General features: G+C 61.1%; 23 protein-coding genes. 8 read left to right on the top strand and 15 right to left on the bottom strand.

The genetic code is table 11. The features are described 5' to 3' along the window. The first annotated feature begins 20 nt into the window (after positions 1-20). Both HS122_18245 and HS122_18240 read left to right on the top strand, forming a co-directional pair. Positions 21-1013 carry a KpsF/GutQ family sugar-phosphate isomerase gene (locus HS122_18245; GenBank protein ID MBE7540339.1) on the top strand — a complete coding sequence of 331 codons (993 nt, stop codon included), beginning with the start codon at positions 21-23 and terminating at the stop codon, positions 1011-1013. A gap of 138 nt (positions 1014-1151) precedes the next feature. Continuing rightward, positions 1152-2795, top strand: coding sequence for a fumarate hydratase (locus tag HS122_18240; protein ID MBE7540338.1), 1644 nt, complete (start codon positions 1152-1154; stop codon positions 2793-2795). Positions 2796-2955: 160 nt separating this feature from the next. Here HS122_18240 and HS122_18235 read toward each other — a convergent pair whose 3' ends face one another. From HS122_18235 to HS122_18215, 5 genes are all read right to left on the bottom strand, one after another. Beyond that, positions 2956-4371: a class II fumarate hydratase gene (locus tag HS122_18235; protein ID MBE7540337.1), complete on the bottom strand. Its 1416-nt coding sequence runs from the start codon at positions 4369-4371 to the stop codon at positions 2956-2958. A gap of 271 nt (positions 4372-4642) precedes the next feature. Further along, complete coding sequence (locus tag HS122_18230; GenBank protein ID MBE7540336.1) at positions 4643-5530, bottom strand: hypothetical protein; 888 nt, start codon at positions 5528-5530, stop codon at positions 4643-4645. Between the two features lie 32 nt (positions 5531-5562). Next, on the bottom strand, positions 5563-6198 hold the full coding sequence (locus tag HS122_18225) for a sigma-70 family RNA polymerase sigma factor (GenBank protein ID MBE7540335.1): 636 nt from the start codon (positions 6196-6198) through the stop codon (positions 5563-5565). A 108-nt stretch (positions 6199-6306) separates the two neighbouring features. Then, a complete protein-coding gene (locus tag HS122_18220; protein ID MBE7540334.1) occupies positions 6307-7266 on the bottom strand; it encodes a polyprenyl synthetase family protein in 960 nt (319 codons plus the stop codon). Positions 7267-7445: 179 nt separating this feature from the next. Further along, positions 7446-8192, bottom strand: coding sequence for an RNA methyltransferase (locus tag HS122_18215; GenBank protein MBE7540333.1), 747 nt, complete (start codon positions 8190-8192; stop codon positions 7446-7448). Positions 8193-8358: 166 nt separating this feature from the next. Here HS122_18215 and HS122_18210 point away from each other — a divergent pair, with 166 nt between their 5' ends. Continuing rightward, positions 8359-8976, top strand: a complete 618-nt coding sequence (locus tag HS122_18210; GenBank protein ID MBE7540332.1) for an aquaporin family protein — start codon at positions 8359-8361, stop codon at positions 8974-8976. Between the two features lie 86 nt (positions 8977-9062). Here the strand turns inward: HS122_18210 and HS122_18205 are convergent, their stop codons facing one another. After that, positions 9063-10289 carry an argininosuccinate synthase gene (locus HS122_18205; protein ID MBE7540331.1) on the bottom strand — a complete coding sequence of 409 codons (1227 nt, stop codon included), beginning with the start codon at positions 10287-10289 and terminating at the stop codon, positions 9063-9065. Between the two features lie 84 nt (positions 10290-10373). Further along, a complete protein-coding gene (gene argF, locus HS122_18200; protein ID MBE7540330.1) occupies positions 10374-11327 on the bottom strand; it encodes an ornithine carbamoyltransferase in 954 nt (317 codons plus the stop codon). A gap of 208 nt (positions 11328-11535) precedes the next feature. On the opposite strand from argF, the gene HS122_18195 reads away from it, so the two are divergent. Both HS122_18195 and HS122_18190 read left to right on the top strand, forming a co-directional pair. Next, complete coding sequence (locus HS122_18195; GenBank protein MBE7540329.1) at positions 11536-11757, top strand: hypothetical protein; 222 nt, start codon at positions 11536-11538, stop codon at positions 11755-11757. After that, complete coding sequence (locus HS122_18190) at positions 11750-12160, top strand: PIN domain-containing protein (protein ID MBE7540328.1); 411 nt, start codon at positions 11750-11752, stop codon at positions 12158-12160. The genes HS122_18195 and HS122_18190 overlap by 8 nt, the downstream gene beginning before the upstream one ends. Before the next feature lie 164 nt (positions 12161-12324). Here the strand turns inward: HS122_18190 and HS122_18185 are convergent, their stop codons facing one another. The 3 genes from HS122_18185 to HS122_18175 form a co-directional block, all read right to left on the bottom strand. Further along, the gene (locus HS122_18185) at positions 12325-12615 is read right to left on the bottom strand and encodes a HigA family addiction module antidote protein (protein ID MBE7540327.1); all 291 of its coding nucleotides are present in this window, start codon (positions 12613-12615) and stop codon (positions 12325-12327) included. 19 nt (positions 12616-12634) lie between these two features. Continuing rightward, positions 12635-12916: a type II toxin-antitoxin system RelE/ParE family toxin gene (locus tag HS122_18180; GenBank protein MBE7540326.1), complete on the bottom strand. Its 282-nt coding sequence runs from the start codon at positions 12914-12916 to the stop codon at positions 12635-12637. A 773-nt stretch (positions 12917-13689) separates the two neighbouring features. Next, positions 13690-14898 carry a DUF1080 domain-containing protein gene (locus tag HS122_18175; GenBank protein ID MBE7540325.1) on the bottom strand — a complete coding sequence of 403 codons (1209 nt, stop codon included), beginning with the start codon at positions 14896-14898 and terminating at the stop codon, positions 13690-13692. Between the two features lie 74 nt (positions 14899-14972). On the opposite strand from HS122_18175, the gene HS122_18170 reads away from it, so the two are divergent. Together HS122_18170 and HS122_18165 are read left to right on the top strand one after the other, a co-directional pair. Then, a complete protein-coding gene (locus tag HS122_18170; GenBank protein ID MBE7540324.1) occupies positions 14973-15896 on the top strand; it encodes an alpha/beta hydrolase in 924 nt (307 codons plus the stop codon). A 35-nt stretch (positions 15897-15931) separates the two neighbouring features. Continuing rightward, the gene (locus tag HS122_18165) at positions 15932-16990 is read left to right on the top strand and encodes a methyltransferase (protein ID MBE7540323.1); all 1059 of its coding nucleotides are present in this window, start codon (positions 15932-15934) and stop codon (positions 16988-16990) included. Here HS122_18165 and HS122_18160 read toward each other — a convergent pair. The 3 genes from HS122_18160 to rmuC form a co-directional block, all read right to left on the bottom strand. Continuing rightward, positions 16983-17828: a sugar phosphate isomerase/epimerase gene (locus HS122_18160; protein ID MBE7540322.1), complete on the bottom strand. Its 846-nt coding sequence runs from the start codon at positions 17826-17828 to the stop codon at positions 16983-16985. The genes HS122_18165 and HS122_18160 overlap by 8 nt on opposite strands. Before the next feature lie 142 nt (positions 17829-17970). Then, positions 17971-19179, bottom strand: coding sequence for a phospholipase A (locus HS122_18155; GenBank protein MBE7540321.1), 1209 nt, complete (start codon positions 19177-19179; stop codon positions 17971-17973). Positions 19180-19194: 15 nt separating this feature from the next. Beyond that, positions 19195-20739, bottom strand: coding sequence for a DNA recombination protein RmuC (gene rmuC / locus HS122_18150; protein ID MBE7540320.1), 1545 nt, complete (start codon positions 20737-20739; stop codon positions 19195-19197). A 132-nt stretch (positions 20740-20871) separates the two neighbouring features. On the opposite strand from rmuC, the gene HS122_18145 reads away from it, so the two are divergent. Beyond that, positions 20872-22809 (top strand): tetratricopeptide repeat protein, encoded by a 1938-nt coding sequence (locus tag HS122_18145; protein ID MBE7540319.1) that lies wholly within the window; start codon positions 20872-20874, stop codon positions 22807-22809. 148 nt (positions 22810-22957) lie between these two features. Here the strand turns inward: HS122_18145 and HS122_18140 are convergent, their stop codons facing one another. Further along, complete coding sequence (locus HS122_18140) at positions 22958-23890, bottom strand: DUF4928 family protein (GenBank protein MBE7540318.1); 933 nt, start codon at positions 23888-23890, stop codon at positions 22958-22960. After that, positions 23887-25068, bottom strand: coding sequence for a DNA (cytosine-5-)-methyltransferase (dcm, locus tag HS122_18135; GenBank protein MBE7540317.1), 1182 nt, complete (start codon positions 25066-25068; stop codon positions 23887-23889). The genes HS122_18140 and dcm overlap by 4 nt, the downstream gene beginning before the upstream one ends. Between the last annotated feature and the right edge of the window lie 13 nt (positions 25069-25081).

Here is a 25081-nt window from a genome sequence, read left to right as displayed (position 1 = left end):
TCCCCCGACACAAACGAGAAATGGCCCTCTCCCGAAAAACCATCCTCCAGCGCGCACGCGCCTGCATCCGGATTGAGATGAACGCACTCGAGGCAACCGCCAGGGGACTCGACGAGGGCTTTGTGGAGGTCGTCCATGCCATTCAAACCGCATCTTCTGCAGGCAGAAAACTCATCTTCTCCGGAATCGGCAAATCCGCCCATGTCGCGCAAAAGCTCTGTGGCACTTTCAACAGCACCGGCGTTTCATCCTGCTTCCTCGATGCGACACAGGCGCTGCATGGTGATCTCGGTCTCGTGGAGGAGGGAGACCTGGCGCTTCTGCTGAGCAACAGCGGCCAGTCTGAGGAAATCATCCGGCTCGTCACACCGCTGAAGCGATTCGGCGTGACAATAGTCGCCTTCACGTCGCGACCGGACTCCGAACTCACGCGCATCGCAGACCACGCCCTCCTCTATCGCGTGCCCAGGGAGGCCTGCCCGCTCGCGCTTGCGCCCACGTCCAGCACGTCCGCGGCTCTGGCGCTGGGCGACGCGCTTGCCATGGTGCTGCTGGAATCCCGCGGACTCACCCGCGACGACTTTGCGGCCTATCATCCCGCTGGCAATCTCGGGCGCGTCCTGCTGCTGCGCGTGCGCGACATCATGCGCACCGCTGATCGCATGCCGGTCGCACTGGACACCGTCACCGTTCAGGACGCGATCCTCGCCATGACAAAGGCGAAAAGCGGGTCCATAGCACTTGTGGACCGGAAATCGGGCAGGCTGAGTGGAATCCTGACCGACGGGGATTTTCGGCGCAATGCTCTCACCGCGGGGCCTGATTTCCTTTCGAAGCCGGTTTCAAGCTTCATGACACGCACGCCAAAGACCATTCCTGACACTGCGCTCGGGGTCGACGCCCTGCGGCTGTTTGAGGCGCACAAGATCGACGATCTGATCGTCGTCGACAGGAAAGGTCGCCCCGTCGGCCTGGTCGACGGGCAGGACCTGCCCGCGTTGAAGATCGTCTGACCGGCCTGGCGGCCCCGTGGCTCGGGCTTCCAGCCCGCAGGTATTCTGAATCGGGCTGGAAGCCCGGACCACGGGGTTTTCCTCCTCCCAATTCCGTGCAGCTTGTCTCCGCGGAGCTGTTGCGGCACACCTTGTCCCATGTCCACGCCCACATTTTCCTATCAGGACCCATTTCCCCTCGGACCCGACGAGACCGAGTATCGACTCCTTTCGACAGAGGGAGTCAGCACGACTGCGTTCGAGGGCCGGGAGATCCTCAAGATCGAACCGGAGGTACTTGCGTATATCGCGCAGCACGCGATGAGGGACACGTCCTTCCTTCTGCGACCAAAGCACCTGAAACAGGTCGCCGCGATTCTCGACGATCCGGATGCGTCACCAAACGACCGTTATGTCGCGCTGACGCTGCTGAAGAACGCAGAGGTCGCCGCCGAGGGCATCCTGCCCTTCTGTCAGGACACCGGTACAGCCACGGTGGTGGCAAAGAAGGGTCAGCAGGTCTGGACGGGGGCGAATGATGCCGAATGGATCTCCAGGGGGATCTACGAAACCTACACGAAGGAAAACCTGCGCTATTCGCAAACCGCTCCCCTCGACATGTGGAACGAGGTGAACACCGGCACCAATCTTCCAGCACAGATTGACATCTACGCCACCGAAGGCGCCGCCTACGAATTCCTCTTCGTCGCAAAGGGAGGCGGCTCAGCCAACAAGACATTCCTGTTTCAGGAGACCAAGGCCCTGCTCAATCCGAAGTCGCTGGAGAAGTTCGTCACCGACAAGCTTTCCTATCTCGGAACAGCCGCCTGCCCTCCCTACCACCTCGTTTTCGTCATCGGCGGCACGAGCGCGGAAGCCTGCCTGAAGACAGTGAAGCTGGCGTCAACCAAGTACTATGACGCTCTGCCGACCACAGGGAACCGCGAGGGGCGCGCGTTTCGCGATCTCGAATGGGAGAAGAAGATCCTCGCGATCGCCCAGGCGAGCGGGATCGGCGCTCAGTTTGGCGGCAAATATTTCGCGCTCGATGTCCGTGTTGTCCGCCTGCCACGGCACGGCGCCAGCTGCCCTGTCGGCATGGGCGTCTCCTGCTCGGCGGACCGGAACATCAAGGCGCGCATCACGAGGGACGGCATTTTTCTTGAAAAACTGGAGACCAATCCCGGCCGGTACATTCCGACTGACCAGCGATTTCTCAAGGACGAGCGCGCCGTGCACATTGATCTCAATCAACCGATGTCCGCGATTCTCGCCGAATTGTCGCGCCACCCCGTGACCACGCGGGTGCTCCTGACAGGACCGCTCGTGGTGGCCCGGGACATCGCCCACGCCAAGCTGAAGGAACGCGTCGATGCCGGTCTCGGACTTCCCGACTACTTCAAGAACCATCCAGTCTACTACGCGGGCCCGGCCAAGACGCCCAAGGGTTATGCGTCGGGCTCTTTTGGTCCGACCACGGCGGGGCGCATGGACGGTTATGTTGATCAGTTTCAATCCCTGGGCGGCTCCATGGTGATGCTGGCCAAGGGCAATCGCAGTCCAGTTGTGACCGCGGCCTGCAAGAAGCATCGCGGCTTCTATCTCGGCAGCATCGGCGGTCCGGCGGCAATCCTCGCAAAGGAGAACATCCGGAAGGTGGAGTTGCTCGAATATCCCGAACTCGGCATGGAGGCCGTGTGGAAAATCGAGGTGGAGGACTTCCCCGCGTTCGTGCTGGTGGATGACAAGGGCAACGATTTCTTCGTCAACGGCTGCGGAGCCTGCCTGCCGGCGAAAAAATGAAGTTCCCAGGGCATGACGAAGCATGCCCCTCGTGCGGAGGTTGGACGCAATCTTTTCCTCATTTGGAGGGGCACGCTCCGTCGTGACCGGTTTGAGAAATCGATCTCGCACCCGGGATCCTCAAATTTCAATTGGAACGCCAGCGGCGTTCCAACCGGCATCAGGCGCGGTGTCCCGCCAGGCCGTCCGCATGCGCACTCGTCATTGATCGCGGGTCGAGTGCGCGATCGAGCGTGGCCTCATCGAGCAAACCGCGCGCCAGCACGATTTCCCGCAGGGTCCGGCCCGTGGCGTGCGCCTCCTTGGCAACACTCGCAGCGACATCGTATCCAATATATGGATTCAACGCAGTCACCAGCATCAGCGACCGATCCACGAGGGAGCGGCATCGTTCCTCATCCGCCTCAAGCCCGGCCACACAGCGCTCGGCGAACACCGCGGCCCCCTGGGCAAGGCAGGCGATGGATTCATGGAGCGCATGAGCGATCAGCGGCAGGGTGACATTCAGCTCGAACTGGCCGTCGCGCCCACACAGCGCGACCGTCTGCGTGAGTCCCTGCACATAGTGGCAGACTTGAATGAGCATTTCACTCATCACGGGATTGACCTTCCCCGGCATGATCGAGCTTCCGGGCTGCGTCGGCGGCAGCCTGAGCTCGCCGATTCCCGCGCGGGGGCCGGAGCCCAGCAGCCGGATGTCACTGGCAATCTTGGTCAAGCCGGCCGCGACCGTGGCCAGGTGGCCCGCCACCTCGACCGCATCGTCCCGCGCGCCCTGGGCTTCAAAGTGATTCGACGCCTCCCGGAAACTCAGCCCGGTCTCGCGATTCAACACGGCGCACACTTTCCCAGGAAACTCCGGATGCCGGTTGATGCCCGTGCCCACGGCCGTGCCGCCGATCGCGAGTTCCGCCAGCGCTTCCATCGCCAAGTTGACACGGACCGCTCCTTTTCTGACCTGCCGCGCATAACCCGAAAACTCCTGCCCCAGCGTCATCGGTGTCGCATCCATGAGATGGGTGCGGCCTATTTTCATTATCTTCGTGAACTCCGCCGACTTTCGCTCAAGCGCGCCAGCGAGGCTCTCAACCGCCGGCAGGAGCAGCTCCTTCAGCGCGAGGGCGACGCTCACGTGCAGCGTCGTCGGGATCACGTCATTGGAGGACTGGCCGAGATTGACGTCGTCGTTGGGGTGAATCGGCTTCCTGGATCCAATCGGATTACCGGTCAACTGACTCGCCCGGTTTGCGATCACCTCGTTGGCATTGGTATTCGTCGAGGTACCCGAACCCGTCTGAAACACATCCACGGGAAAATGCGAATACAGCCGCCCGTCGGCCACTTCGCGCGCCGCCTGCTGGATGACCAGGCTCTTTTCGCGCGGGAGCAGTCCCAGTTCCTCATTGCCCTGTGCGGCGGCCAGCTTCACCAGGCCAAGGCCGCGAATGAAGCGCTCGGGAAGCGGGCGATGGCTGATGGGGAAATTGAGGACGGCTCGCTGGGTGGATGCGCCGTACAAGGCATCGGCCGGCACCTGCATTTCACCCATCGAATCGCGTTCCAAGCGGGTATTCATACTCTACACTGACAGGAAGAGCACCAGAACGCAAAAGCCAATCCGAGGAGGGCTTGCCTCGACCTTGATTGCTGGGGCACGCTCCGTCGTGACCGGTTTGAAAAATCGATCTCACACCCGAGATCCTCAATCTTCACATCCAGCGCCAAACCGCATTCCTCCCCGCGTTGCACGGCGACACCCATTCCCTGGTCACGACAAAGCGTGCCCCTCCATTGAAGATGCGATCCGCGCCGCGCGGGGTCTTGGTTTTCCCGCGCGGGGAGCCTTGTCAGAAGGTCAATCGCAGGCCGCCGCCCGCCGCCAGGCCGATCCGACTTACGCTCGAATAAAGTTCCTCATTGCTCAGCCGGCTGATGGCACGCTCGCGCGCCCGGTGATCGGAGTTTTCAGAACGATCACCCTCCGACTTGAAAGCAGCCGCAACATAGCTCGCCAGGCGCGCGCGCTGGGAATTGGCCGGACCCGCCAGCTTGGCCAAAGGCTCCTCACTCGCCGCGGAATCCCTCATGATCGTCGCAACCTGAAGTCCGCGGCCGCGCAACTGCGGCACCGTTTCAAGGGTCGTATCACGCAATTCCTCGAGCGTTGGCGTAAAGGAGCGGGCATCCCCGGAAACCAGCCGTGCATTGGTCAGATCAATTGAACTTCCAAGCCATGGATTCGGGGATCCGGCCTTTGATGGCGTTGTACGCGCATTGGGCTCCTCGCTCCTTGCCACGTAGGAGGGAGAAACCTCGTGCACCGATGAGGGCGTCGTGGAATCCGTCGAGGGGGCGAGCGCATTGGTCGATTCGGCCGCAACCGCCGCCAGAGCCAGCGAGCCAGCGGCTCCACTGCCATCCCCGGCCACTCCGTCCAGTTCCTGTGAATTCGCTATTGATGCAATCACTTCCTCCGGCGTAGACCGCTCCTGGCCCGATTGAGCGGGCTGACGATGCTCGCGCACGGCGAGAAATGTGAGTGCAAGGACAGCCGCTGCGCCGACAGGCACTCGTGCCCGCGCCACACCCGCCATCATCCGCCCGAAATCCATTTGCCACCAAGGCCGCTTCACCATGATCGCAGCGAGCTGCTTCTCACGGAGGTCCTTGTCGAAGCGGTCCCAAAACATCGGCTCCGGACGCTCGAAGCGCTTGAGCCGCAATACCTCTTCCAAACTGACTTTTCTATTTTCCGGATGATCTGCCATTAGGAACGAACGTATGCCTGCAATTCAGATTGAAGAAGTTGTTTGGCGTAATGAAGACGGGAACGCACCGTGCCCACCGAGCAATCCATCACATCGGCGATATCCTCATGACTCAAACCGTCGATTTCAAACAAGGTGACCACTGTACGATGCTTGATAGACAGTTTCTGAAGAGCCTCGTTCAATTTTTCCTGAAGTTCCTTTACAAACAATTCGCGATCACCGCCTGTCTTGTCCGTCAGTTGCGAAATGATTTCATGACTTTTCTCTTCATCATGAATTTTCTCAAAACTGAAGAACGTGCGCAGTTTGTTTCTACGGAGATGCGATAGCGTGCCGTTGACCGCAATCCGGTAGAGCCAGGTAAAGAAGGACGACTGCCCCTGGAAGCGATGGATCGATTGAAACGCCTTGATAAAGGCGTCCTGCGTCAAGTCGGCCGCGTCCTCACGGTTTGACGTCATATTGTAGACGATCGCATACACCCGCTCGCGATACTTGCGGATCAGACCATCGAAATCCGCAACATTCCCCGCCTGCACCCGCTGCACAACCGCCCAGTCGGAATCCGCCTCCTGCTGCCGCTCAGGGGACGCAACAAGCGTCTTGTTCAGAGCTTTCGCAACGGGGTTCATGGCGGCAAGCATGCGAAAGGAGCGTGCGGGCGCAAATGGAATTTCACGAGGTGGACGAAACGAGAAATCTGACGGTCAACCTGCATTTCACTCCCATGCGACCAACCATCAGTTCGCTGCAATTCCACCTCGAAGTACCGCAACCTGATCGCGAAGGACATCGCTCAACTGCCGCAGGCCCTTGGTTGGCGCCATGGCTGCAAACGGGGCAAGCGCATCATCGCCCGCAACCAGCTCGCTTTCAATATCGGCCCCAACCCGTTCGAACACCCCTTTTTCCTCCATCCCTGCGATCCAATGGCCCGGCCGTGCAGGCCGCTCGCCGCGAATCTCCGAGAGCAGCTCCTCGCGCTCGCCGGAATCCATCGTCTGCAGCAGCAGCAGCAGCGGAAGCGTCACCTTCCCGCTGTGCAGATCGGTTCCCAATGTCTTGCCGATCTTCTTCTCATGCCCGAAGAAATCCGCAAGGTCGTCGTAGATCTGGTAGGCGACACCCAACTGCCTGCCGAAAGTGGCCGCCGCCGACACAAATCCTGGCGAATAACCCGCCAACTCGCTGCCCAGGGCACAGGAAACGCGAAAGAGTTCCGCGGTCTTGAGATCAATGACGCGATGGTAGTCGTTCAGCGTCACATTCACGTCACGACGGCGGAGGGTCTGAATGATTTCTCCTGCACAGACCTTTCGCGTCGAATCGGATACGGCCCGGCAGACGGCCGGTGTCGGAAACAGAGATGCCAGGTGAAGGGCGTGGGCGAAAAGGGCGTCGCCGAGCAGCACCGCGGCTTCCGGTCCGTATTCACGCGTGGCTGTGCGGCGGCCCCGCCTGAGGTCCGCCTCATCCATGATGTCGTCGTGCACCAGCGTGGCCAGGTGCACGAGCTCAACCACCGCCGCCACCCGCACCAGCTCGGGTTGCACAGCGTTCCGGTCATTCCATCCGCTCAGGAAAACCAGAGCCGGGCGAATGCGCTTTCCGGAGGTGTCGATGCAGTAGTCCGCCATGCCGCGAATTTCGGGTTCAAAAGCCGCGATCTGCTCACGCAGGAACCCGTCCAGCGCGGTCATGTGAGGTCGCAGTTTGCCGAAAACGGTCGCGAAATCGCGCATCGGTCCTGAGCTGGGCTGAGTCACGGCGGCCATAAGACCACTCATCATGAGCGTCTTGAAAGAAATGGCTAATCAATAGTCGCGATGAAAAGCACCTGCATGGCGCGCGGCCCCTCCGATGAAGTTGCGCCCAGACGCTAGCCCGCTCCCATCCTCAACTGGGCGCAGACAATTCCGGCCGCCACCGCAGCATTGAGTGATTCCGCCGCGCCGTATCGAGGTATCGTGACGCGCTCGGTCACGCAGTCCGCCACCGCCCGACTCAATCCCCCGCCCTCGCTGCCCACAACAACAATGGCAGTCTTGGCAGACTGCATCGCATCAACGGGAGTGCCCTGCAGGTCGCAGCCATAAACGGGGACTCTCCCTTTCCGGACGACCGTTTCCAATTCCCTGGCGAGGTCGGCCACGATGCACCGCACGCGGCTGAAAGAACCCATGCTGGCATTGATGACTTTCTGCGAAAAGAGATCCGCGCACTCCGGCGAAAGCAGGACGCGATCAAAGCCGAACCAATCGGCAATGCGAATCAGGGTGCCCACATTCCCGGCGTCCTGGATGCCGTCGAGTGCAAGCGTCAGGCCGGACATCAGTTCCCCTTCCGTCAATTCGACCCGGCGAAGTTCCCCAACCGCAAGCACGCAAGACGGCGTCGGAAAGTGGCTGATGCGCCTCATCTCCCCGTCCGTGACCCGGTGCACGGGAATCGCCCCCGAGTCGAACGCCTCAATCTCCAGCGCATAAATGCCGACCAGCGGATAGCCGGCCGAAACCAGTTCGTGCACAACCTTCTCACCCTCGACAACGAACAGCCCCAGTTCCTCGCGGTGTTTCTTCTCCCGGAGGGATCTCAGGTGGGTCAGTTCAGCCTTTGTGAGCGCCATGAGCAGGATGAGCATGAGTCCAAAAACCCCCGCAACGCAACCGCGGCGGGCCATCGGTCATTCTCGGTCGCCGCAGTTTGAGCCCGCGTGGCCCCGGGCTGGAGGCTTGCCGTCTCAAGCCAATCGAACCAATCTCGCCGCCCCTCACAATCCTCCAGCTCATTCCATGAAAAAATATCTCGTTGAGTTCATCGGTACGTTCATCCTCGTCCTCACCGTTGGTTTCGCCGTGCGCAATGGCAGCGTGCTCGCGCCTCTGGCAATCGGCTCCGCCCTGATGATCGCGGTTTTTGCCGGTGGCCACGTTTCCGGCGGCCATTACAATCCTGCCGTTTCACTTGGAGTCCTGATCCGCGGCAAGATGCCCATGAGCGATCTGCTGCCTTATTGGATCGCACAGCTCGCCGGCGGTGCCGTCGCCGCCTGGGTGACGACGTTCGTCCTGGGAAAACCCACCGCTGCAGCGGCGGGATTTGAGCTGATGCCCTCGCTGGTCGTGGAGTTTCTGTTCACGTTTGCCCTCGTGTGGGTGGTGCTGAACACCGCGACGTCCAAGGGAACCAGCGGCAATTCGTTCTATGGCCTCGCGATCGGCTTCACGGTTCTCGTGGGTGCGGTTGCTGTCGGAGGCATTTCCGGCGGCGCCTTCAATCCCGCGGTCGGCCTCGGCGTGGTGATGATGGGCCTGGTGAAGTCAGCACAGCTCGCCGTCTATGTCGGCGCAGACCTGGCAGGCGGCGTTGTGGCCGCCATCGTTTATCTCTACGTGAGCGGGAAAGAATAGTCTCCCGGCTCCTTCTTTCTTCCGCACAAAGCCCCGGCGTCGCAAAAGCGGCGGCCGGGGCTTTTTGATGCTCAGTCTGGCGGCACTCAGACCTTCGGGCCGCCTTGCGCTATGTTGCGCGCACGCAGCCGAAGACCGTTCAGGCGAATGAACCCGGTGGCGTCGCTCTGATTGTACCAGCTCTTCACCCCCTCCATTGACGCGATGTGCGGATCGTAGAGGGAGTACTTCGATTTGCGGCCGGTGGTGATGATGTTGCCCTTGTAAAGCTTCAGGCGGACCGTGCCGCTGACGTACTTCTGGCTCTCATCGACGAGCGCCTGAAGCGCCTCGCGTTCCGGGGCGAACCAGAACCCATAGTAAACCAGCTCCGCATACTTCGGAATCAGCGAATCGCGCAGGTGCTGCACCTCGCGGTCAAGCGTCAGGCTCTCGATCTGACGATGGGCCTGCATGAGAATGGTGCCGCCCGGCGTCTCGTACACGCCGCGCGACTTCATGCCGACAAAACGATTTTCTACCAGGTCGACGCGTCCGATGCCGTGCCTGCCTCCAAGCTTGTTCAGTGTGCGCAGCACGCCAGCAGGGCTCAGCTTTTTCCCATTCACCGCCACGCAGTCGCCCTTGACGAACTCCAGCTCAATTTCCTCCGCCTTGTTGGGTGCCTCTTCCGGTGATACCGAAAGCTTGAACATCTCCCTGTTCCCGGGCGCCGTCGGATCGAACCAGGGATCCTCGAGGATGCCCGCCTCATAGGAAATGTGGAGGAGGTTGCGGTCCATCGAGTAGGGCTTTTTGAGCGATGCCTCGACGGGAATCCGGTGTTTCTGACAGTAGGCGATCATTTCCGCGCGCCCCGGAAACTCCTCGCGGAATGTGTCGATCTTCCAAGGAGCCAGAATCTGGAGCGATGGCGCGAGGGCCATGTAGGTCAGCTCGAACCGGCACTGGTCATTGCCCTTGCCGGTGGCCCCGTGGGCGACGGTGTCCGCCTTTTCCTTCTTCGCGATGTCGATCTGTGCCTTGGCGATCAGCGGCCGCGCAATCGAAGTGCCAAGATAGTACTGGCCTTCGTACACAGCGTTCGCACGGATCATCGGATAGATGAAGTCGCGGGCAAACTCCTCGACGAGATCGAGCGTGTAGTGCTTGGAGGCACCCGTCTTTCGCGCCTTCTGCGGGAGCCCTTTCAGCTCCTCCTCCTGGCCGATGTCGGCCGCGAAGGTGACGATCTCAGCGTCGTAGGTTTCCTTGAGCCATTTGACGATGACGGACGTATCGAGGCCGCCCGAGTAGGCTAGAACGATTTTCATGGAGCTTTCGTTGTGTGAAGCGCGGGCGATCCGCGCAAAATAAAAAAGGGGGTGAAGGGTGGACGTTGGAGCGGCACCCGCGGTTCAGGACCCGCCCCTCGCCTTCGCGAGCTGGGCGAGAATGGCCTTCTGGACATGGAGGCGGTTCTCCGCCTGGTCGAATATGACGCTGCGCGGGTTGTCGAGAACCTCCTGCGTCACTTCCTCGCCGGCATGCGCGGGCAGACAGTGCAGGAACCAGGCGTCGGGCCGCGCCGCAGCAAACAGCCGGGCTGTCACCTGATAGGGCGACAACGTCTTCAGCCGCTGCCGCGACTCCTCCTCCTTGCCCATGCTGACCCAGACGTCCGTATAGACAATGTCCGCACCCTTCACCGCCTCGAATGGATCGGCGGTGAACCTGTACCCGCCGGCGAATCCTTCGCGGGCGAGAAAGGCGTCGAATTCCTTTGTCGGTCTGAACGCTTCGGGTCCCCCCAGGGAAATCTTCATGCCAAACAGATTCGCGCCAAGCACCCAGGAATACGCCATGTTGCAGGCGGTGTCCCCAAGAAACGCAATCTTCCGACCCCGCAGCGAGGCAAGCAAGTCACCGCCCGTCCCGCCGCTCCAGCGCTCCGCCACCGTGAAGGCGTCCGTATAGATCTGGCAGGGATGCAGGAAATCCGTGAGCGCATTGATGACCGGAATGGAGCCCGCCGCCGCGAGACGCTCGACCTCGCCGTGGTCGAAGGTGCGGACAATCAGGCCGTGCACAAACCGCGACAGCACGCGCGCCGTGTCCTCGATGGTTTCGCCCCGACCCAGTTGAATGTCGTTCCGGTTGAGGAAAAGCGGATTGCCGCCGAGCTCATGAATGCCCACCTCAAAGGAGACCCGTGTGCGCGTGGACGATTTGGAGAAGATCATCGCCCAGGTCTGACCGGCAAGCACAGGAGTCGCCCGACGCCCGCGCGTCGCCTTGAGTTCCCGGGCCAGGGCAAAGACTTCCGCCGCCTCAGGCAAAGTGAAGTCAGTCTCTTTGAGGAAGTGCTTCATGGAGAAATGATCAAACGGTCATCTTGCAAAAAAGAAGGCGCGCCTGCGAGTGAAAAGGACGCCCACCTCCGGCCGTGGGAAATGCCAATGGGCAATGAGTCACTGCGGCGCACAGCCCGAAGGGCGGGTGCAAAGCGGGCACGTGAGGCGTGCAGGTTTGAACCAGCATCGGCTTGACAGACATGCATGACAGTCAAGTGTATCCATCATGCCAGTCAGCACCCGGGAGTTTACGCGCAGGTTTCCCAACTACCGCCGCGCCGCGCTTGCGGGGAAGGAAGTGCGTGTGCGCGATCGAGCCGGCAATGACTTTGTGTTTCGGACGGAGGAGTCAAAGCCGGTGAGCATGGCTGACGCCCTGAAGGACCTGATTGGCTCCGTGCGGGGCGGGCAGAAAAAGAAGTCGCTGGCTGGATACGGGCGTGATTGACGCCATTCTCGACACGGGAGTGCTGGTCGGGGCGTTGGACAGGGACGATCAATGGCACGCCTGGGCGGCGGCGGCGTTTGCGGACATTTGCCAGCCGGCACTCACCTGCGATGCCGTTGTGTCGGAAACCTGTTTCCTGCTGCGCTCCGCGCCCAATGCGCGCGAGACGATTTTTCTCATGATTGAACGCGGCATTCTGCGCATTGTTCCCGTGCTGCCGGAGGAGTCGCCGGCCGTGCGGACGCTGCTTTCCCGATATGGACAGCGAATGGACTACGCCGATGCGTGCCTGGTCCGTCTGTCGGAGCTGCACCGAAAGCACACGATCTTGACGACCGATGCCGAGGATTTCCGCGTGCACCGCCGATTCGGACGCCAGGCGCTGGCCCTGCTCGCGCCATAGGTCAGCCCTGTCCCTCCCGCCATGCTCCACCCGCCAAACCGCCGGCCTGCCGGGGCGAAGAATCCAGCTTTCAGGCGACAACTTTCAGCAGGACCACTTCAATCCACTCCCACCCTCATACCGGAATATGGTCCTTCCTGTCCCGAGAGACTCGCACATGGCCGTCAGGCCACCTGCTTGATCCGCGCCAGCTCCTGACGGTGGTCGAATGCAAACTTCCAGAGATCGTAGGCTGCCTGCAGGTTCAGCCAATTCCTGGGATCCACGCCAAAGAAGCGGCCAAGCCTTGCCGCCGTGTCAGCCGTGATGGACCGGCGGCCGGCCAGGATCTCGCTAAGGCGGCTCTGCGGTATCCCCGTGGCCTTGGCTGCCGCCAGTTGCGTGATGCCCATCGGCTCGAAGAACTCCTCCCGCAGGATGATGCCCGGATGTGTGTGGGGAATTTTTGTGCTCATGTTTGTTTGCCGGATTGGATTAATGATAGTCCGTGATTTCGACCTGCTCCGCGTCGGTTCCATTCCATGTGAAACAAATGCGCCATTGGTCATTGATGCGAATGCTGTGCTGACCGGCACGGCCGCCTTTCAGAGGCTCCAGTCGGTTGCCCGGCGGCAGGCGGAGGAAGGCGAGTTCAACCGCCGCATCGATCAACTGGAGTTTGATGAGAGCGCGGCGCTGCACATCAGGTGGAAGTCGGCGGGAGCGAATGCCGCGCCAGAGTTTTTCAGCCTCCGGATCGGCAAAGTTCCTGATCATGCGGTGACCAGCATGACGCCTTTCGTCTATTCGTCAAACAGATAGTATCTGATATTCGTATAGCGTGGATTTCGAAACCAATGGCTCCGCAGGCCCACGCTTGAGGCGCATCGCGGACGTTGCAAAGTCCACACAGCAGGTGGAAATTTTCCACGGCAACGCGTGCCGTCAAAGGCCGGCGGCACAACATGCTGCGCAAGATGGACTCGCGGTCGATTCCCCGCGTCCTTGGCAGATAGACACCCGGTGCATGGCATCGCCAAGGTCGGCGTCGGGTGCGCGTCTTCTTTCAGCAATCCCCCTTTGCCCCGGCCGCTTGAAACATTGGAGGGGAGACATAAAGGGTCAGTCCTTACCATGAAACTTCCTTGAAGCCTCCAGAGAGCGGCGGAGCGCGCTCCTCCACTTTTCAGCGCCGGTCATTCCCAATCGGCACATCGCAAAACCACTTCCGCTGCCTCCCATCCGGACAATCTGTGCAACCCGCGGTTGGGCCGTTCTTTTCCGCAATGCCTGGCGTCAGTGGTTCCTCTCTGGTTTACTGGAAGCGAATCATCTGGCGCAGTACCGCGATGCACATCCCCAAGGCACGACAAAGCGTGCCCCTCCACTCTATTGAGCCGGTCATTTTCAACACGTCCCAAAAACCACGTCCCTTGCCTCCTATCCGGGCAATTCGGGCCATTTGCGGTCGACCAATCCGATTCCGCGCAGTCTGTGCCATCCGTGGTCAAAGGGTTCGATTCCGTGGCGTCAGGCCCGGCTTTTCGCGGTCACTGCTTCTTCGCTTCATCCCAGCCTGCGGCGAGCGACACCTTTTCCAGCGTCACCTTGGGCTCAAAATTTGCGGCGATGATCGAGTCCTTTGCGAGATACTGCAGCGCCTTGAGCACACCCTTGACCTCATCCTTTCTCGCCTCAAGCGCCTCACCCGAAAGGCCCGCGATCGACTTCGCGTACACGGCCGCCTGCGCCTCAACCTCCTTCTGCGTCGCCGCATCGGGAGCATAGACCAGCGATTCGGCGAGGCGCAGCATCCGCGCATTTGAACCCGCCGCCAGCCTGATGCCATCGCTGCGGATCATGGCTGCGATCTCCGCGCGCTTCTTCTTCGTCTTTACGGCTTCATAGGCAAAGTCCGTCGCACCCGCCTGCGCCCGCGGCGGCAGTTCGCGGATCCAGATGTTGCGGTAGCGCACAAGATCACCGTGGTCCTGCAGCCTCAGCGGAGCCTTTTCGGGAAATGGCTTTGATACCGTGCGCTTGATGTGCCCAGTCGGACCTTCCAGCGGCGTGTGATCCTGCACAAGCACGCCATTGCAGAAAACAGTCACGTATCCGGGATCCACCATGTGGTCGCCGACATATATGGGGCGGCGGAAAACAATGTCGATGGACTGAAACTGCCCCGTGGGTCGCAAGGCATTCGCCATCGGTGGATTCACGCCATACACCGCGGTCGCAAAGCCGTCCGCGTAGGTTGGGTTGTTGTTGTTGTCCAGCACCTGGACTTCAACCAGCCCATGGAGAAATATGCCGCTGTTGCCCCGCCCCTGACTCTCTCCCTTGATCACCGTCGGAGAGGCCCACTCAACGTGCAACTGCACATCCCCAAACTCCACGCGGGTGCGGATGTAGCCTGTCTTCGGTACAACCTCCAGCGCGCCATCCTTCAGCGCCCACTTGATCGGGCCACCTTCGGGCTTGTCGGAAATCCAGTTCGCCAGCGAATCCTCCGTTCCGTCAAGCAGCACGACGGCGTCCGACGGCGGCTTTCCCGGAGTCTGCTGCGTGCTGGACGCGCCCGGCTCCACACGAGGCGGCTGGACACGATTGCGGTCGTGCACGGCCCAAGCGTGCAAGTCGTCCGGAGAATCGCCATAGAAGGCCTGTCCGGTGCTGGCCGCCTGGGACGAACCCGCCAGCAGCGCCGACAGGATCACGAGGGAAACGCGAGGCAAAGGGTCAAATATCCGTGTCATGGGTGTACATCAGCCAATCAAGCGCTCCGCGTCGTCGCAAACCCGGAATCGTGCAATACCGAACAAACGCTCGCATGGAACCCCGCATCATCTACGTTGACCGCATGCTGGTCCGTCTTTCCGTCCTTTGTTCAGCATTCTTCATGATGACCCTCTCCGCAGCACCCGCTCCCGAAACGTTCATCCTCTGGCCAAAGGGCGCACCGGAGCCGGTCGGATTCGTTGCCAGGCGGGAAAGCACAAGCGCATCACCACGCGACAACCTGCGCCGCGTCACCGACGTATCCGTCCCAACGCTCACTTTGTACCGCCCGGCAAAACCCAATGGCACCGCCATCCTGGTCTTCCCGGGAGGCGCCTACAACCAACTCGCCTTCGATCACGAGGGCGTGCAGGTCTGCGAATGGCTCAATTCCATCGGCGTCACCGCCGGGCTCGTCAAATACCGGGTGCCTCGTCGCGATCCCGATCATCCTGAAAAATGGCCGCTGCAGGACGCTCAGCGCGCGATGGGATGGATGCGTCACAATGCCGCCGCCTGGGGATTCCGCCCCGACCACGTTGGAGCCCTGGGATTCTCCGCGGGCGGACATCTCATCATCGAGCTCGCGCTCAACCCTCAACCCCGCACCTACACGTCCGACAACGCCCTGGATGTCGATGACGTGATCCCGGATTTTCTCCTGCCCATCTATCCCGCCTACCTCGTCACGGCGCAGGACACCTTTCACCTCAAGCCGGGACTAAAAGTGACCGAACAGGCGCCTCCCATTTTCCTCGTCCATGCGAACAACGACAGCGGCGCAACGAGTTCCTCTGCCAGCGCGCTGCTCTACCTGGAATACAAGCGCGCCAACCGCCCCGCCGAACTGCACATATTCGCCGACGGCGGCCACGGTTTCGGCATGCACAAGTCGGGGCTTCCATCCGCCGACTGGCCGGCTCGCGCCGAGGCATGGCTGCGACAAAAGGGCTGGCTGACGCCACCTCATCGCTGAAACAGAAACCGTTCAGCAGGATTTTCGATATTCTCATGGAGCCACGCATCGACTTCACGCGTTCCCCGCAGACCGACCCGATCGCAGTCTATCGCTATCGCGACGGACTCTACGCCGGCGATCTCGTCATCGCCGCCCTGACGGAGTTCGACCTTTTCACCTGGCTGACGGAATATCCCTCCGATCTGCCGACTTTGTGCGGCGAACTCGGCATCACGGAGCGACCCGCCGACGTGATGCTCACACTCTTCACTGCGAACGGCTGGCTGACACGCTCATCAGAGGGTTTCTATGAAACCACCGCCACGGCGCGCGAGCACCTCGCGCGCACCTCCCCCTGGTACCTCGGGCCCTACTACGCCTCGCTCAAGGAAAGACCCGTTGTCAGGGATTTCGTGAACATCCTGCGCACGGGCAAACCCGCCAACTGGGGGAGCTACGCGAACGAGAAGGAGTGGAGCGAGGCCATGCTGACGGAGGCCTTTGCCACGCAGTTCACCGCCGCGATGGACTGCCGCGGCCGGTACCTGGGCCTCGGACTGGCGCGCGCCGTCGACACCAGCGGGCTCACGCGGCTGCTGGACATCGCCGGCGGATCGGGAATCTACGCCTGCATCCTCACCGCGCATCATGCACAGCTATCAGCCACCGTGTTTGAACGCGCCCCCGTCGATCAGATCGCGCACACCATGATCGCCAAACGCGGTTATGGCGACCGCGTGGCTGTCGCAGCGGGAGACATGTTCGCAGATCCGCTGCCCGGCGGTCATGATCTGCATCTCTTCTCGAACGTGCTTCACGACTGGGATTTTGACAAGGTGCGCACGCTTCTCGGGAAATCCTTCGCAGCCCTGCCTCCCGGCGGCATGCTCATGATCCATGATGCGCACATCAACGCGGCGAAGACCGGACCGCTGGCGGTGGCGGAATACTCGGCCGTGCTCATGAGCGTGACCGAGGGAAAATGCTACTCGGTCAGCGAGCTGGAGACGCTTCTGCGCGACGCCGGCTTCCAGGAACTGAAATTCAGGGAAACCGTCGCGGACCGCAGCGTCATCACGGCCCGCAAGCCGCGCCAGGCAGCGGCTACTTGAACGCCTTGCGCAGGAACTTCAGTCCGCCGACCGCTATGTCGTCGCGCCTCGGCTCGATCTTCCTCCAGATGGCGGCGGCGCGCGCGATCACCTTCACGTCCGTGGTGAAGGATTCGATGACGACATCGCCCTTGTAGCCGATCGCCTTCAGCGCCTTCACGATCGACGGCCAGTCAATGTGATCGCCTCCCGGCGTGCCGCGGTCGCTTCCGCACGCATGAAAATGGCCAAGCAGTTTGCCGGCCCTGCGAATGGCCGCGGCCTGGTTCTTTTCCTCGATGTTCATGTGAAACGTGTCGAGGTGAAGCTTGACCGCGGGCGAATTCACCGCGCGAACCAGCTTCAGCCCCTGTTCACAGGTGTTGAGGAAGTCCGTCTCGAACCGGTTGAGCGCCTCGATGCAGATCGTCACACCCTTGGACTCCGCGTGTCTGGCGAGGGTTTTCAGGTGCTTCACCACCAGCGCCCACTCCTTCTTCTGGCGATCCGGCGGAACCGCGTCGGCCTTTCCAACGACCGAGTAAACGGGCCCGATAAGCGACGGGCACCCGAGCTCGGCAGCCTGGTTGATGAGCGCCTTGCAGTACTGCATGGCCGTGCGCTGCTCCGCTGCCGTGCCGCGAAAATCGCGTCCGGGGCCCATCGCCGCGCAAACGCTGCCAATGGCGATGCCGGCCCGTTCGGCCGCGGCTCGTACCTTGGTGGTGTCGATGTGACTGGGATCCTCGATCGGAATCTCAACGGTTTCAAATCCCCACGCCTTGAACTTCTTGAACAAGGGCGTGCTCGCAGTCGTGAAGGGTGAAGTGTACAGGAATGTGTTCAGGCCAAATCTCATGGGATGCGGAGTTGAATTGATTGAACTTGCGTGGATGGAAACGGAAGCAGGCATTCAAGGGAATTGAATCCGGCAGGCCAAGCCCGAAGACTGGACGACGGAGGAAAGCGGGGTGACTGGAGTCGCCCAGACACAAGCGCCATCAGCGCACAAAGGAGATTCCGAGCCGGGCCTCGTCAGATTTCAACCGATAGGTCCGCAGGCTTTCGCCGAAGCCGTTGAAGTATTGAAGCAGCAGATACGATTCGAATTCGAGGAGGCGCGTGCGAAACGGCACTGTCAGATCGAGCTGCCAGGTGAAATGATCGAAGTCCTTGCCCGCGCGACCCGAGAACATCAGTGCGGGCCCGTCATTTTTTCCGACGATCATGCGCAATAGTCCGTATCCCCGGTAGTCCGCGATGTCCGGGTTGTTGTCCAGATCGAAGACATAGCCGAAAATCTCAGGGATCACAATCATGCGCCACCCATCGGGATTGCCGACCACAAAGGCGGTGCGCAGGTTCAGGGTGTTCAGGCTTCGCGACAGCGGGCCGTCGCGTCCGTTCGATTCATGCTTGTAGCCCGCCTGATAGCCGAGCCAGATGAAACGATCCGAGGGCGTTGTCGGCATCGGTGCAAGCGATTCAATCATCAGCTCCGGCATGTAGCTGGTGTCAAAAAACGGACTCGACGGCCCAGTGATGTCCCACAGCGAACGCTGCGTGTAGGCGAACTGCAGCGTCCGGGGCACGCCATCATGCTCAACTCCCAGCAGTCGATACTTGAAGCTGAACTGGAACTTCGCCGCAGGCTTCTTCGTACCATAGACAAAATAGATTCCCTCATGGGCGCTCAGCCGCCCCGCAAAGCTGCGTTCGATCGCCGAGGCGGCCGGCTTCTTCACCGCAAAATTTGTCAGGGGAATGGAAGTTTTTGGCGGTGCCGTGACGCCATCCTCCCTGATGACGATCACCGCCTGGATTGCGTCACCTCCATCGACATCAGGAACTTCGAGAATGACCCTGCCTTTGGCTCCGGAGGGGAGCGCCAACGCATAGGCCTTTGACGCGAATCCGCCTGGTGGAATTGTCGCCGGCGTCAGTTGCGTCGATGCCAGTCGCACCGGCCAGGATTCATTCCCCGCAATCAAGCGGGCGGAGATTTCATGAGGCAGCTTGAACGCAATCTCCTCCGCGGATGGATTGAGAGCAACCCAGTCAATTTCAACCGATGCCCCCGGCGCGACTGGCGCACGCGGAGGTATCAGGCTGCTCACCGTCGCCGATTCGGCCTGCCCCTGCAAACAAAAGGGACCAACCGTCACAAGGACGAGGACCGCGAGGATTGATGCCACAAATCGAAAGCTCACGACAGATGCGCCCCTTTATTCCGCCGCCTCATCAACCGCTGGGTCGGTGTCCAGACGGGGCAGCAGTCGCGCGGCATCCTCGGCCGGGAGGGTCTCCACACTGCGCAGTTTGCGCTCGATCGCTCGAGAGCGCACCCCCGTCTGCTCCATGTGCGTGCTCGCTTCATCAAGCTTCTTCTTAACTTTCGCGAGTATCTCGGCAAATTTTCCGAACTCGGTTTTGACTGCTCCGAGGACCAGCCACACTTCGCTGGATCTCTGCTGGATCGCGAGCGTGCGGAATCCCATCTGCAGGCTGTTGAGCAGCGCGGCCAGAGTCGTCGGGCCCGCAATGACAATCCGGTGCTCACGCTGCAGCGCCTCCGCCAGCCCCGGACGTCGCAGCGCTTCTGCATACAGGCCTTCCGTGGGGAGGTAGAGAATGCCGAAGTCGGTCGTGTGCGGCGGCGCCACGTACTTGGTCGAGATGTCGCGCGCCGAACTGCGGATTCGCGCTTCGAGAGCATTGCCCGCCTCAAGCACGGCCTGCGCATCCGCACGATCCGCCGCATCAACGAGCCGCTGATAGTCCTCCACCGGAAACTTCGCATCGATCGGAAGCCAGACCGGTTTGTCCGGCTGGTCGCGTCCCGGCAGCTTGATCGCAAACTCCACCCGTTCGCCCGATGCGGGATTGGGCGCGATGTTGGCCGCGAACTGCTCCGTGGTCAGCACCTGCTCAAGCAGGGCGGAAAGCTGGACCTCGCTCCAGGTGCCGCGGGTCTTCACATTCGTCAGCACCCGCTTGAGATCGCCCACGCCCGAGGCGATCTGCTGCATCTCGCCGAGGCTCCGCGTGACCTTCTCAAGGCTCTCGCTCACGACCTTGAACGAGTCGCCCAGCCGCTGCTCGAGCGTCGCCTGCAACCGCTGGTCGACCGTCTGCCTCATCTCATCCAGCTTCGCCGCGTTCTGCGTCTGCAGTTCGGTCAGACGCTGGTCCAGCGTCTGCCGGACCTTGTCCAGTTGATCCGTCACCGCCGTGTTCAAATCCCGCAGGCGCTGGGAAAATCCCGCAAGCTCCGCGCCCTGGTGGGTGCGCGAGTCGGCCAGTGCATCCTTCACGGTCGTCTGGAACGTGGTGATGAGCTGCCGCGTTTCATTCCGCGCGATCGAAAATGCATCGGTCAGCTCCGCGCGCAGCCGGACGACGCTTCCCTCCGTGCGTTCCGCCGACTCCCTCAACCGCGTGTCGACGGACTGCCGCACAGCCTCCATCTGTTCCCGCGCCTCACGCCGGGCCTCGTCGGCACGGGTGCTCGCGGCCAGGTGATTGGCCTCGATGCGGCGCGACAGCTCCTCGCGCAATGCGCCGGCATTCTCATTCGCCTCCCTGCGGGCCTGGGCCGCACCTTCCTGCGAGGCCTGCTCCAGGCGCCTCAAGGACTCCGTTACTCCTGAAAAACGCGCGTCCAGCGCATGCCCGCCGTTTTCATCATCGCGTCGGCGAAATGTCAGAAACAGCAGCAGCCCCAGGATGGCCGCGCAAAGAACGACAACGACAATGAGAAGGGACAGCATGGCAGCCCTCCGGTCTGTCGCGACCGGGCTGCAAGGTCGAGGCGGATTCACCGGCTTCCCCTCCTCGCGTTCTCAAGACAGGCTCACCTTTGGTTTGCCACATGAACAACGCCCGAGCGAACCTACCGTCTGGTGAATCGTCGGCAATGGCTTCTCGGATGCGCGCTCCTGGTCGCGGTTTTTGCGGCCTACATCCCGACCTACCGCGCGGGCTTCGTCTGGAACGATTCCGACTACGTCACCGCCCCGCCTCTGCGCTCGCTCGACGGTCTTGCACGGATCTGGACGAAGCTGGGCGCCACCGAGCAGTACTACCCCGCCCTGCACAGCGCGTTCTGGATTCAACACAGGATCTGGGGCGATGCTCCGCTGGGTTATCATCTATGCACCGTGGCCTTTCACGCCCTTGCCGCCCTGCTCCTCTGGCGCGTGCTTGCGCGGCTCGACATCCGCGGCGCCTGGTTCGGTGCGGCGTTGTTTGCTCTGCACCCGGTCTGCGTCGAGTCCGTGGCATGGATTGCCGAACAGAAGAACACGCTGTCGCTCCTGCTCTACCTGGCTGCAGCCCTTGCCTATCTTCGACACCGTGAACATCCAACACCCCGCAGATACCTGCTCGCGACCTGTTTCTTTGTGGCCGCGCTGCTGACCAAGTCGGTCACAGCCACCCTGCCGGCGGCGCTCCTGCTTGGCGCCTGGTGGAAAGAGGGACGACTGACCTGGCGCGACATCCGCCCGCTGCTGCCTTGGTTTGTCGCGGGAGCCGCATTCGGACTTTTCAGCGCCTGGGTCGAGCATTCCATTGTCGGAGCCAGGGGCGAGAGCTTCGATCTCGACTGGTTGTCGAGGTTCGCGCTGGCGGGCAGGATCGTGTGGTTTTACCTAGGCAAGCTGCTCTGGCCGTTTGACCTGAATTTCATCTATCCGCGATGGACGATCAATCCAGCATCGGTCGTCACCTGGCTTCCCGTTCTGGCGGCGATCGGACTGCTGGCGGCGGCATGGCTGTTTCACAAGCGCGATCGCGCCCCACTCACCGCACTGCTGTTCTTCCTCGGGTCACTCTTCCCGGTGATGGGCTTTATGAACGTCTACGGGTTCAACTTCTCCTACGCCGCGGACCACTGGCAGTACCTCGCATGCATCGGACCCCTTGCACTTGCAGGCGCGGCCATCGATGGCGCTGTCAGCACTTCCGCGCGCAACGCCCGCATCGCCGCTCGCGCCGGCTGCGGCATCCTGTTCGTCACGCTGGGCATCCTGACCTGGCGCCAGTGCGGGCCCTATCGCGACGTCGAGACGCTGCATCGAGCCACTCTGGAACGGAATCCCAACTCGTGGATGAGCCACACGAATCTGGCCCTGCTCCTCCTGGACTCCGGCAGGCCCACGGAAGCCATCGGTCATCTCGAGTCAGCCTTCAGGCTGCGCCCCAACTCCGCCGAAGTGGCCAACAACCTCGGAGTCGCCCTGAGGCAGGCGGGCAGGACCACCGAGGCGGAGCAATGGTTTGAGACGGCCATCCGGCTGCGGCCTGAGTATCCGGAAGCTGAATACAATCTGGGCGCCAGCCGACTGACCGCGGGCGACACCGCCGGGGCGCGGGCACACTTCGAACGCGCCGTCGCGTTGCGTCCGACCCATGCGGCCGCGCACAACCAGCTCGGCACGCTGCTGCTCAACGAAAGAAAACCGGCTGCAGCCCTGTCGGAATTCGAAGCGGCGCTTGCTGCGGATCCGGGGTTCTCCGACAGCGAGCACAACCTTGCCATGACGCTCATCGCCCTGGACCGGCGCGCCGAAGCGATCACCCACCTCGAGGCAATCGTCAGGCGCGACCCCGCGCGCCATGAAAGCCGCTGGGTGCTCGCTGTCATGCTGGTCGCTGAGCAACGCCCGTCCGACGCCATGCGCCAGCTCCGTGAACTGACCGCCGCCCAGCCCACCCGCGCCGAGGCCTTCCTGCTCCTCGCCCAGCTCCTCGACGAATCCGGCCGTCACGAGGAGGCGCTGCGCTTCGGCCGCGAAGGCCAGCGATTGAAACTCGGGCGGGAGAAGACCAGCCCCTGACCGCTGACTCCTCTTCCGGCTTCCTATCTTGGGCAGGACAGGGGAAAGCTTGCGACAGGGAACCGACAGGCTGGCGTTGATTTCACGGCCAATTCGCCTTCTTGCCGCTCCTCCTATTCGCGACCATGAAGGAGGAGGTGCCAGCTCGCTAAAGGCGAATGTGTAGAACCGGGTCGGTTTCACACTTTTCAACAATCTCGTTGTATCGAGTCAGAATCGAGATGAGGGTTGCTTTGCATTCCCCTGCTTTGAAGAGACTCCGCTCATAGACGTTTGCCGTGAGGAATTGGGTGGCATCAATCACGTCAATGCGGCTTTTCCATTCAGTATTTTTCAGCAAGTAGGCTGCTCCAATGACACCGTCCGAGAGCGTGACAATAACGGGTTTCAGACCGCTCTGAATATTCCTTGCTGCCTTGCGAATCAATGCCTCGGTTGGATGCGTCGTGACGTGGATTGCAACGCCGTTTACCTCGAAGTCACCTTGCCGTTCCGTCGATTGATCCGCAACGGAAAAACCGTGATGGACAGCAGTGCCAGCACCAAGAACGAGGTCAAGCTTCGCACCCACCAGATGTTGAAGCATGGCGCCAACATAGTTCGTGCCGCCTGAGTTCCTTTGAATCTGCGCCGCCTGATCGAAAATGGCGGCGAGGTTGGCCGCGACGGATTTGCCAGTGTCGAAGCAAAATTTCGGCCCCTCGCTGGCAAAGTGCAGACGCACTTTCTCAATCCACCAATTCATGGCAGCATCGAGCTCCGCCTTGCCGGCCTTGCCTCGAAACGCGTTGAGTGCCGTTACATAGGCTTCCATGAGCCCAAGGCTTCCACGACTTGTGCGGCCACCCTCTTCGGCCAAAATTGCGGTGATGCCATGTGCGCTTAGAATTTTCTGCACTGCGGCTTTGCCAAGGCCTGCAACCTGCCCGCCCTCATCCGTGCGAAGTGTCTTTGGCAACAAGGGAAGCCCCTGCTCCACCGCCCTCTTGGTCACAACCAAACCAACGCAAAGTCCGCCCTTGTTTAGAAACTTGCGCTGCTTTTGAACGAGAGATTCGAGCAGGTGTATGATTCTGCTCATGGCTTCGCCTTGGCAGCACGGCGCGGGATTGAATGGCGGATGTGGTCGCGATTTGAGGGCAACGCCTCTGGGGCGTCACATATCTCGCCGAACACAGGATTCAAGTAGTGCCGTGCAATCCACCGGATCACGGGGACACAGACGGCGTCCCCAAACCCAAACAGAGCCTGATTCATGGGCACATTGATCTTGTAGCCATCAGCACCCATCAAACGCGCGCATTCTCGCGGAGTGAGAAGGCGAACCCTGCATTGTCCGTGGCCACCACAGAAAAGAATCTGCCGTCCGCTGCCACCCCGCGGGGTCCGGAGGCATCCGGCAATTCCATCGGTGCGCAGCTCGCCCATCGAACGCCCATTGCGCACTCGCCGAAATACTGTGCCGTATGACCATTTCAGACCAGCAATCATTTGGTCAGCTTCCGACCGGTGCTTGTCGCTCATTTGATTCATCAGATAGTCACACCGTTCTCTTGACCACCAGAGTTCCGAATTCAACGGAACGTCTTCAAGGATGTCCTGCAGACGACTGGAAGACAGCGGAAGCGACGGCAGGCTTCGGATTGACCAGTCGATTTCAGGATTCATGAAGATGAAGTCGGCGAGCGCCGCTGGACGCACATCACTTTGCAGCAATAGTGCGGACGTTTCCTGAAGACGATCCGGCTTCGATTGGCTGCCGACAACGAACAGCCTTTGACGGCTTTGTGGAACAAAACGAACCGCATCGACGACAAATGCGTCCACCACATAGCCAAGTTCGTTCAGAGCGAGGAGAGCGTCGCGGAAGTCATTGCCATCATTGGAGGTGAGAAAGCCCGGGACGTTCTCCAGCAGCACCAGTGGTGGTCTGCGGCGGCCCATGCCTTTGATGACATCGGTGAATCCCCAGAATGCCGAGGACTGCGTGCCCGCCAGTCCGTGACGAGCCCCAGCCAGCGACAGGTCGTTGCATGGAAAGGAAGCTGTCGCAAGATGGATGTCGGGAATATCCTTACCATTCACCTTGTGGACGTCATCGAGCACAAATACACCGGCATCATCGTTGAAATTGGCGCGATATATTTCCCATTTTTTCTCGTCGAAGTCGTTGGCCCAAACCGTTGTCCAGCCCTCTCCATCCAGCCCCATTCGCATTAGGCCGATCCCGGCGAAAAATTCTGCTGCAAGCTTTTGCATCAGGTGATATTTG

The organism is Opitutaceae bacterium (assembly GCA_015075305.1).
In the GTDB taxonomy this organism is placed as follows: Bacteria; Verrucomicrobiota; Verrucomicrobiia; order Opitutales; family Opitutaceae; genus UBA6669.
This window is presented reverse-complemented; position numbering and strand designations above follow the sequence as displayed.

Bases quoted from the DNA above. Each gene is read 5' to 3' on its own strand.
- HS122_18165 (MBE7540323.1), top strand. From the start codon at position 15,932: ATGGAGCCACGCATCGACTTCACGCGTTCCCCGCAGACCGACCCGATC.
- HS122_18240 (MBE7540338.1), top strand. From the start codon at position 1,152: ATGTCCACGCCCACATTTTCCTATCAGGACCCATTTCCCCTCGGACCC.
- HS122_18140 (MBE7540318.1), bottom strand. From the start codon at position 23,890: ATGAGCAGAATCATACACCTGCTCGAATCTCTCGTTCAAAAGCAGCGC.
- HS122_18210 (MBE7540332.1), top strand. From the start codon at position 8,359: ATGAAAAAATATCTCGTTGAGTTCATCGGTACGTTCATCCTCGTCCTC.
- HS122_18180 (MBE7540326.1), bottom strand. From the start codon at position 12,916: ATGATCAGGAACTTTGCCGATCCGGAGGCTGAAAAACTCTGGCGCGGC.
- argF (MBE7540330.1), bottom strand. From the start codon at position 11,327: ATGAAGCACTTCCTCAAAGAGACTGACTTCACTTTGCCTGAGGCGGCG.
- HS122_18175 (MBE7540325.1), bottom strand. From the start codon at position 14,898: ATGACACGGATATTTGACCCTTTGCCTCGCGTTTCCCTCGTGATCCTG.
- HS122_18160 (MBE7540322.1), bottom strand. From the start codon at position 17,828: ATGAGATTTGGCCTGAACACATTCCTGTACACTTCACCCTTCACGACT.
- HS122_18225 (MBE7540335.1), bottom strand. From the start codon at position 6,198: ATGAACCCCGTTGCGAAAGCTCTGAACAAGACGCTTGTTGCGTCCCCT.
- rmuC (MBE7540320.1), bottom strand. From the start codon at position 20,739: ATGCTGTCCCTTCTCATTGTCGTTGTCGTTCTTTGCGCGGCCATCCTG.
- HS122_18170 (MBE7540324.1), top strand. From the start codon at position 14,973: ATGGAACCCCGCATCATCTACGTTGACCGCATGCTGGTCCGTCTTTCC.
- dcm (MBE7540317.1), bottom strand. From the start codon at position 25,068: ATGCAAAAGCTTGCAGCAGAATTTTTCGCCGGGATCGGCCTAATGCGA.
- HS122_18195 (MBE7540329.1), top strand. From the start codon at position 11,536: ATGCCAGTCAGCACCCGGGAGTTTACGCGCAGGTTTCCCAACTACCGC.
- HS122_18220 (MBE7540334.1), bottom strand. From the start codon at position 7,266: ATGACCGCGCTGGACGGGTTCCTGCGTGAGCAGATCGCGGCTTTTGAA.
- HS122_18215 (MBE7540333.1), bottom strand. From the start codon at position 8,192: ATGGCGCTCACAAAGGCTGAACTGACCCACCTGAGATCCCTCCGGGAG.
- HS122_18185 (MBE7540327.1), bottom strand. From the start codon at position 12,615: ATGAGCACAAAAATTCCCCACACACATCCGGGCATCATCCTGCGGGAG.
- HS122_18205 (MBE7540331.1), bottom strand. From the start codon at position 10,289: ATGAAAATCGTTCTAGCCTACTCGGGCGGCCTCGATACGTCCGTCATC.
- HS122_18235 (MBE7540337.1), bottom strand. From the start codon at position 4,371: ATGAATACCCGCTTGGAACGCGATTCGATGGGTGAAATGCAGGTGCCG.
- HS122_18245 (MBE7540339.1), top strand. From the start codon at position 21: ATGGCCCTCTCCCGAAAAACCATCCTCCAGCGCGCACGCGCCTGCATC.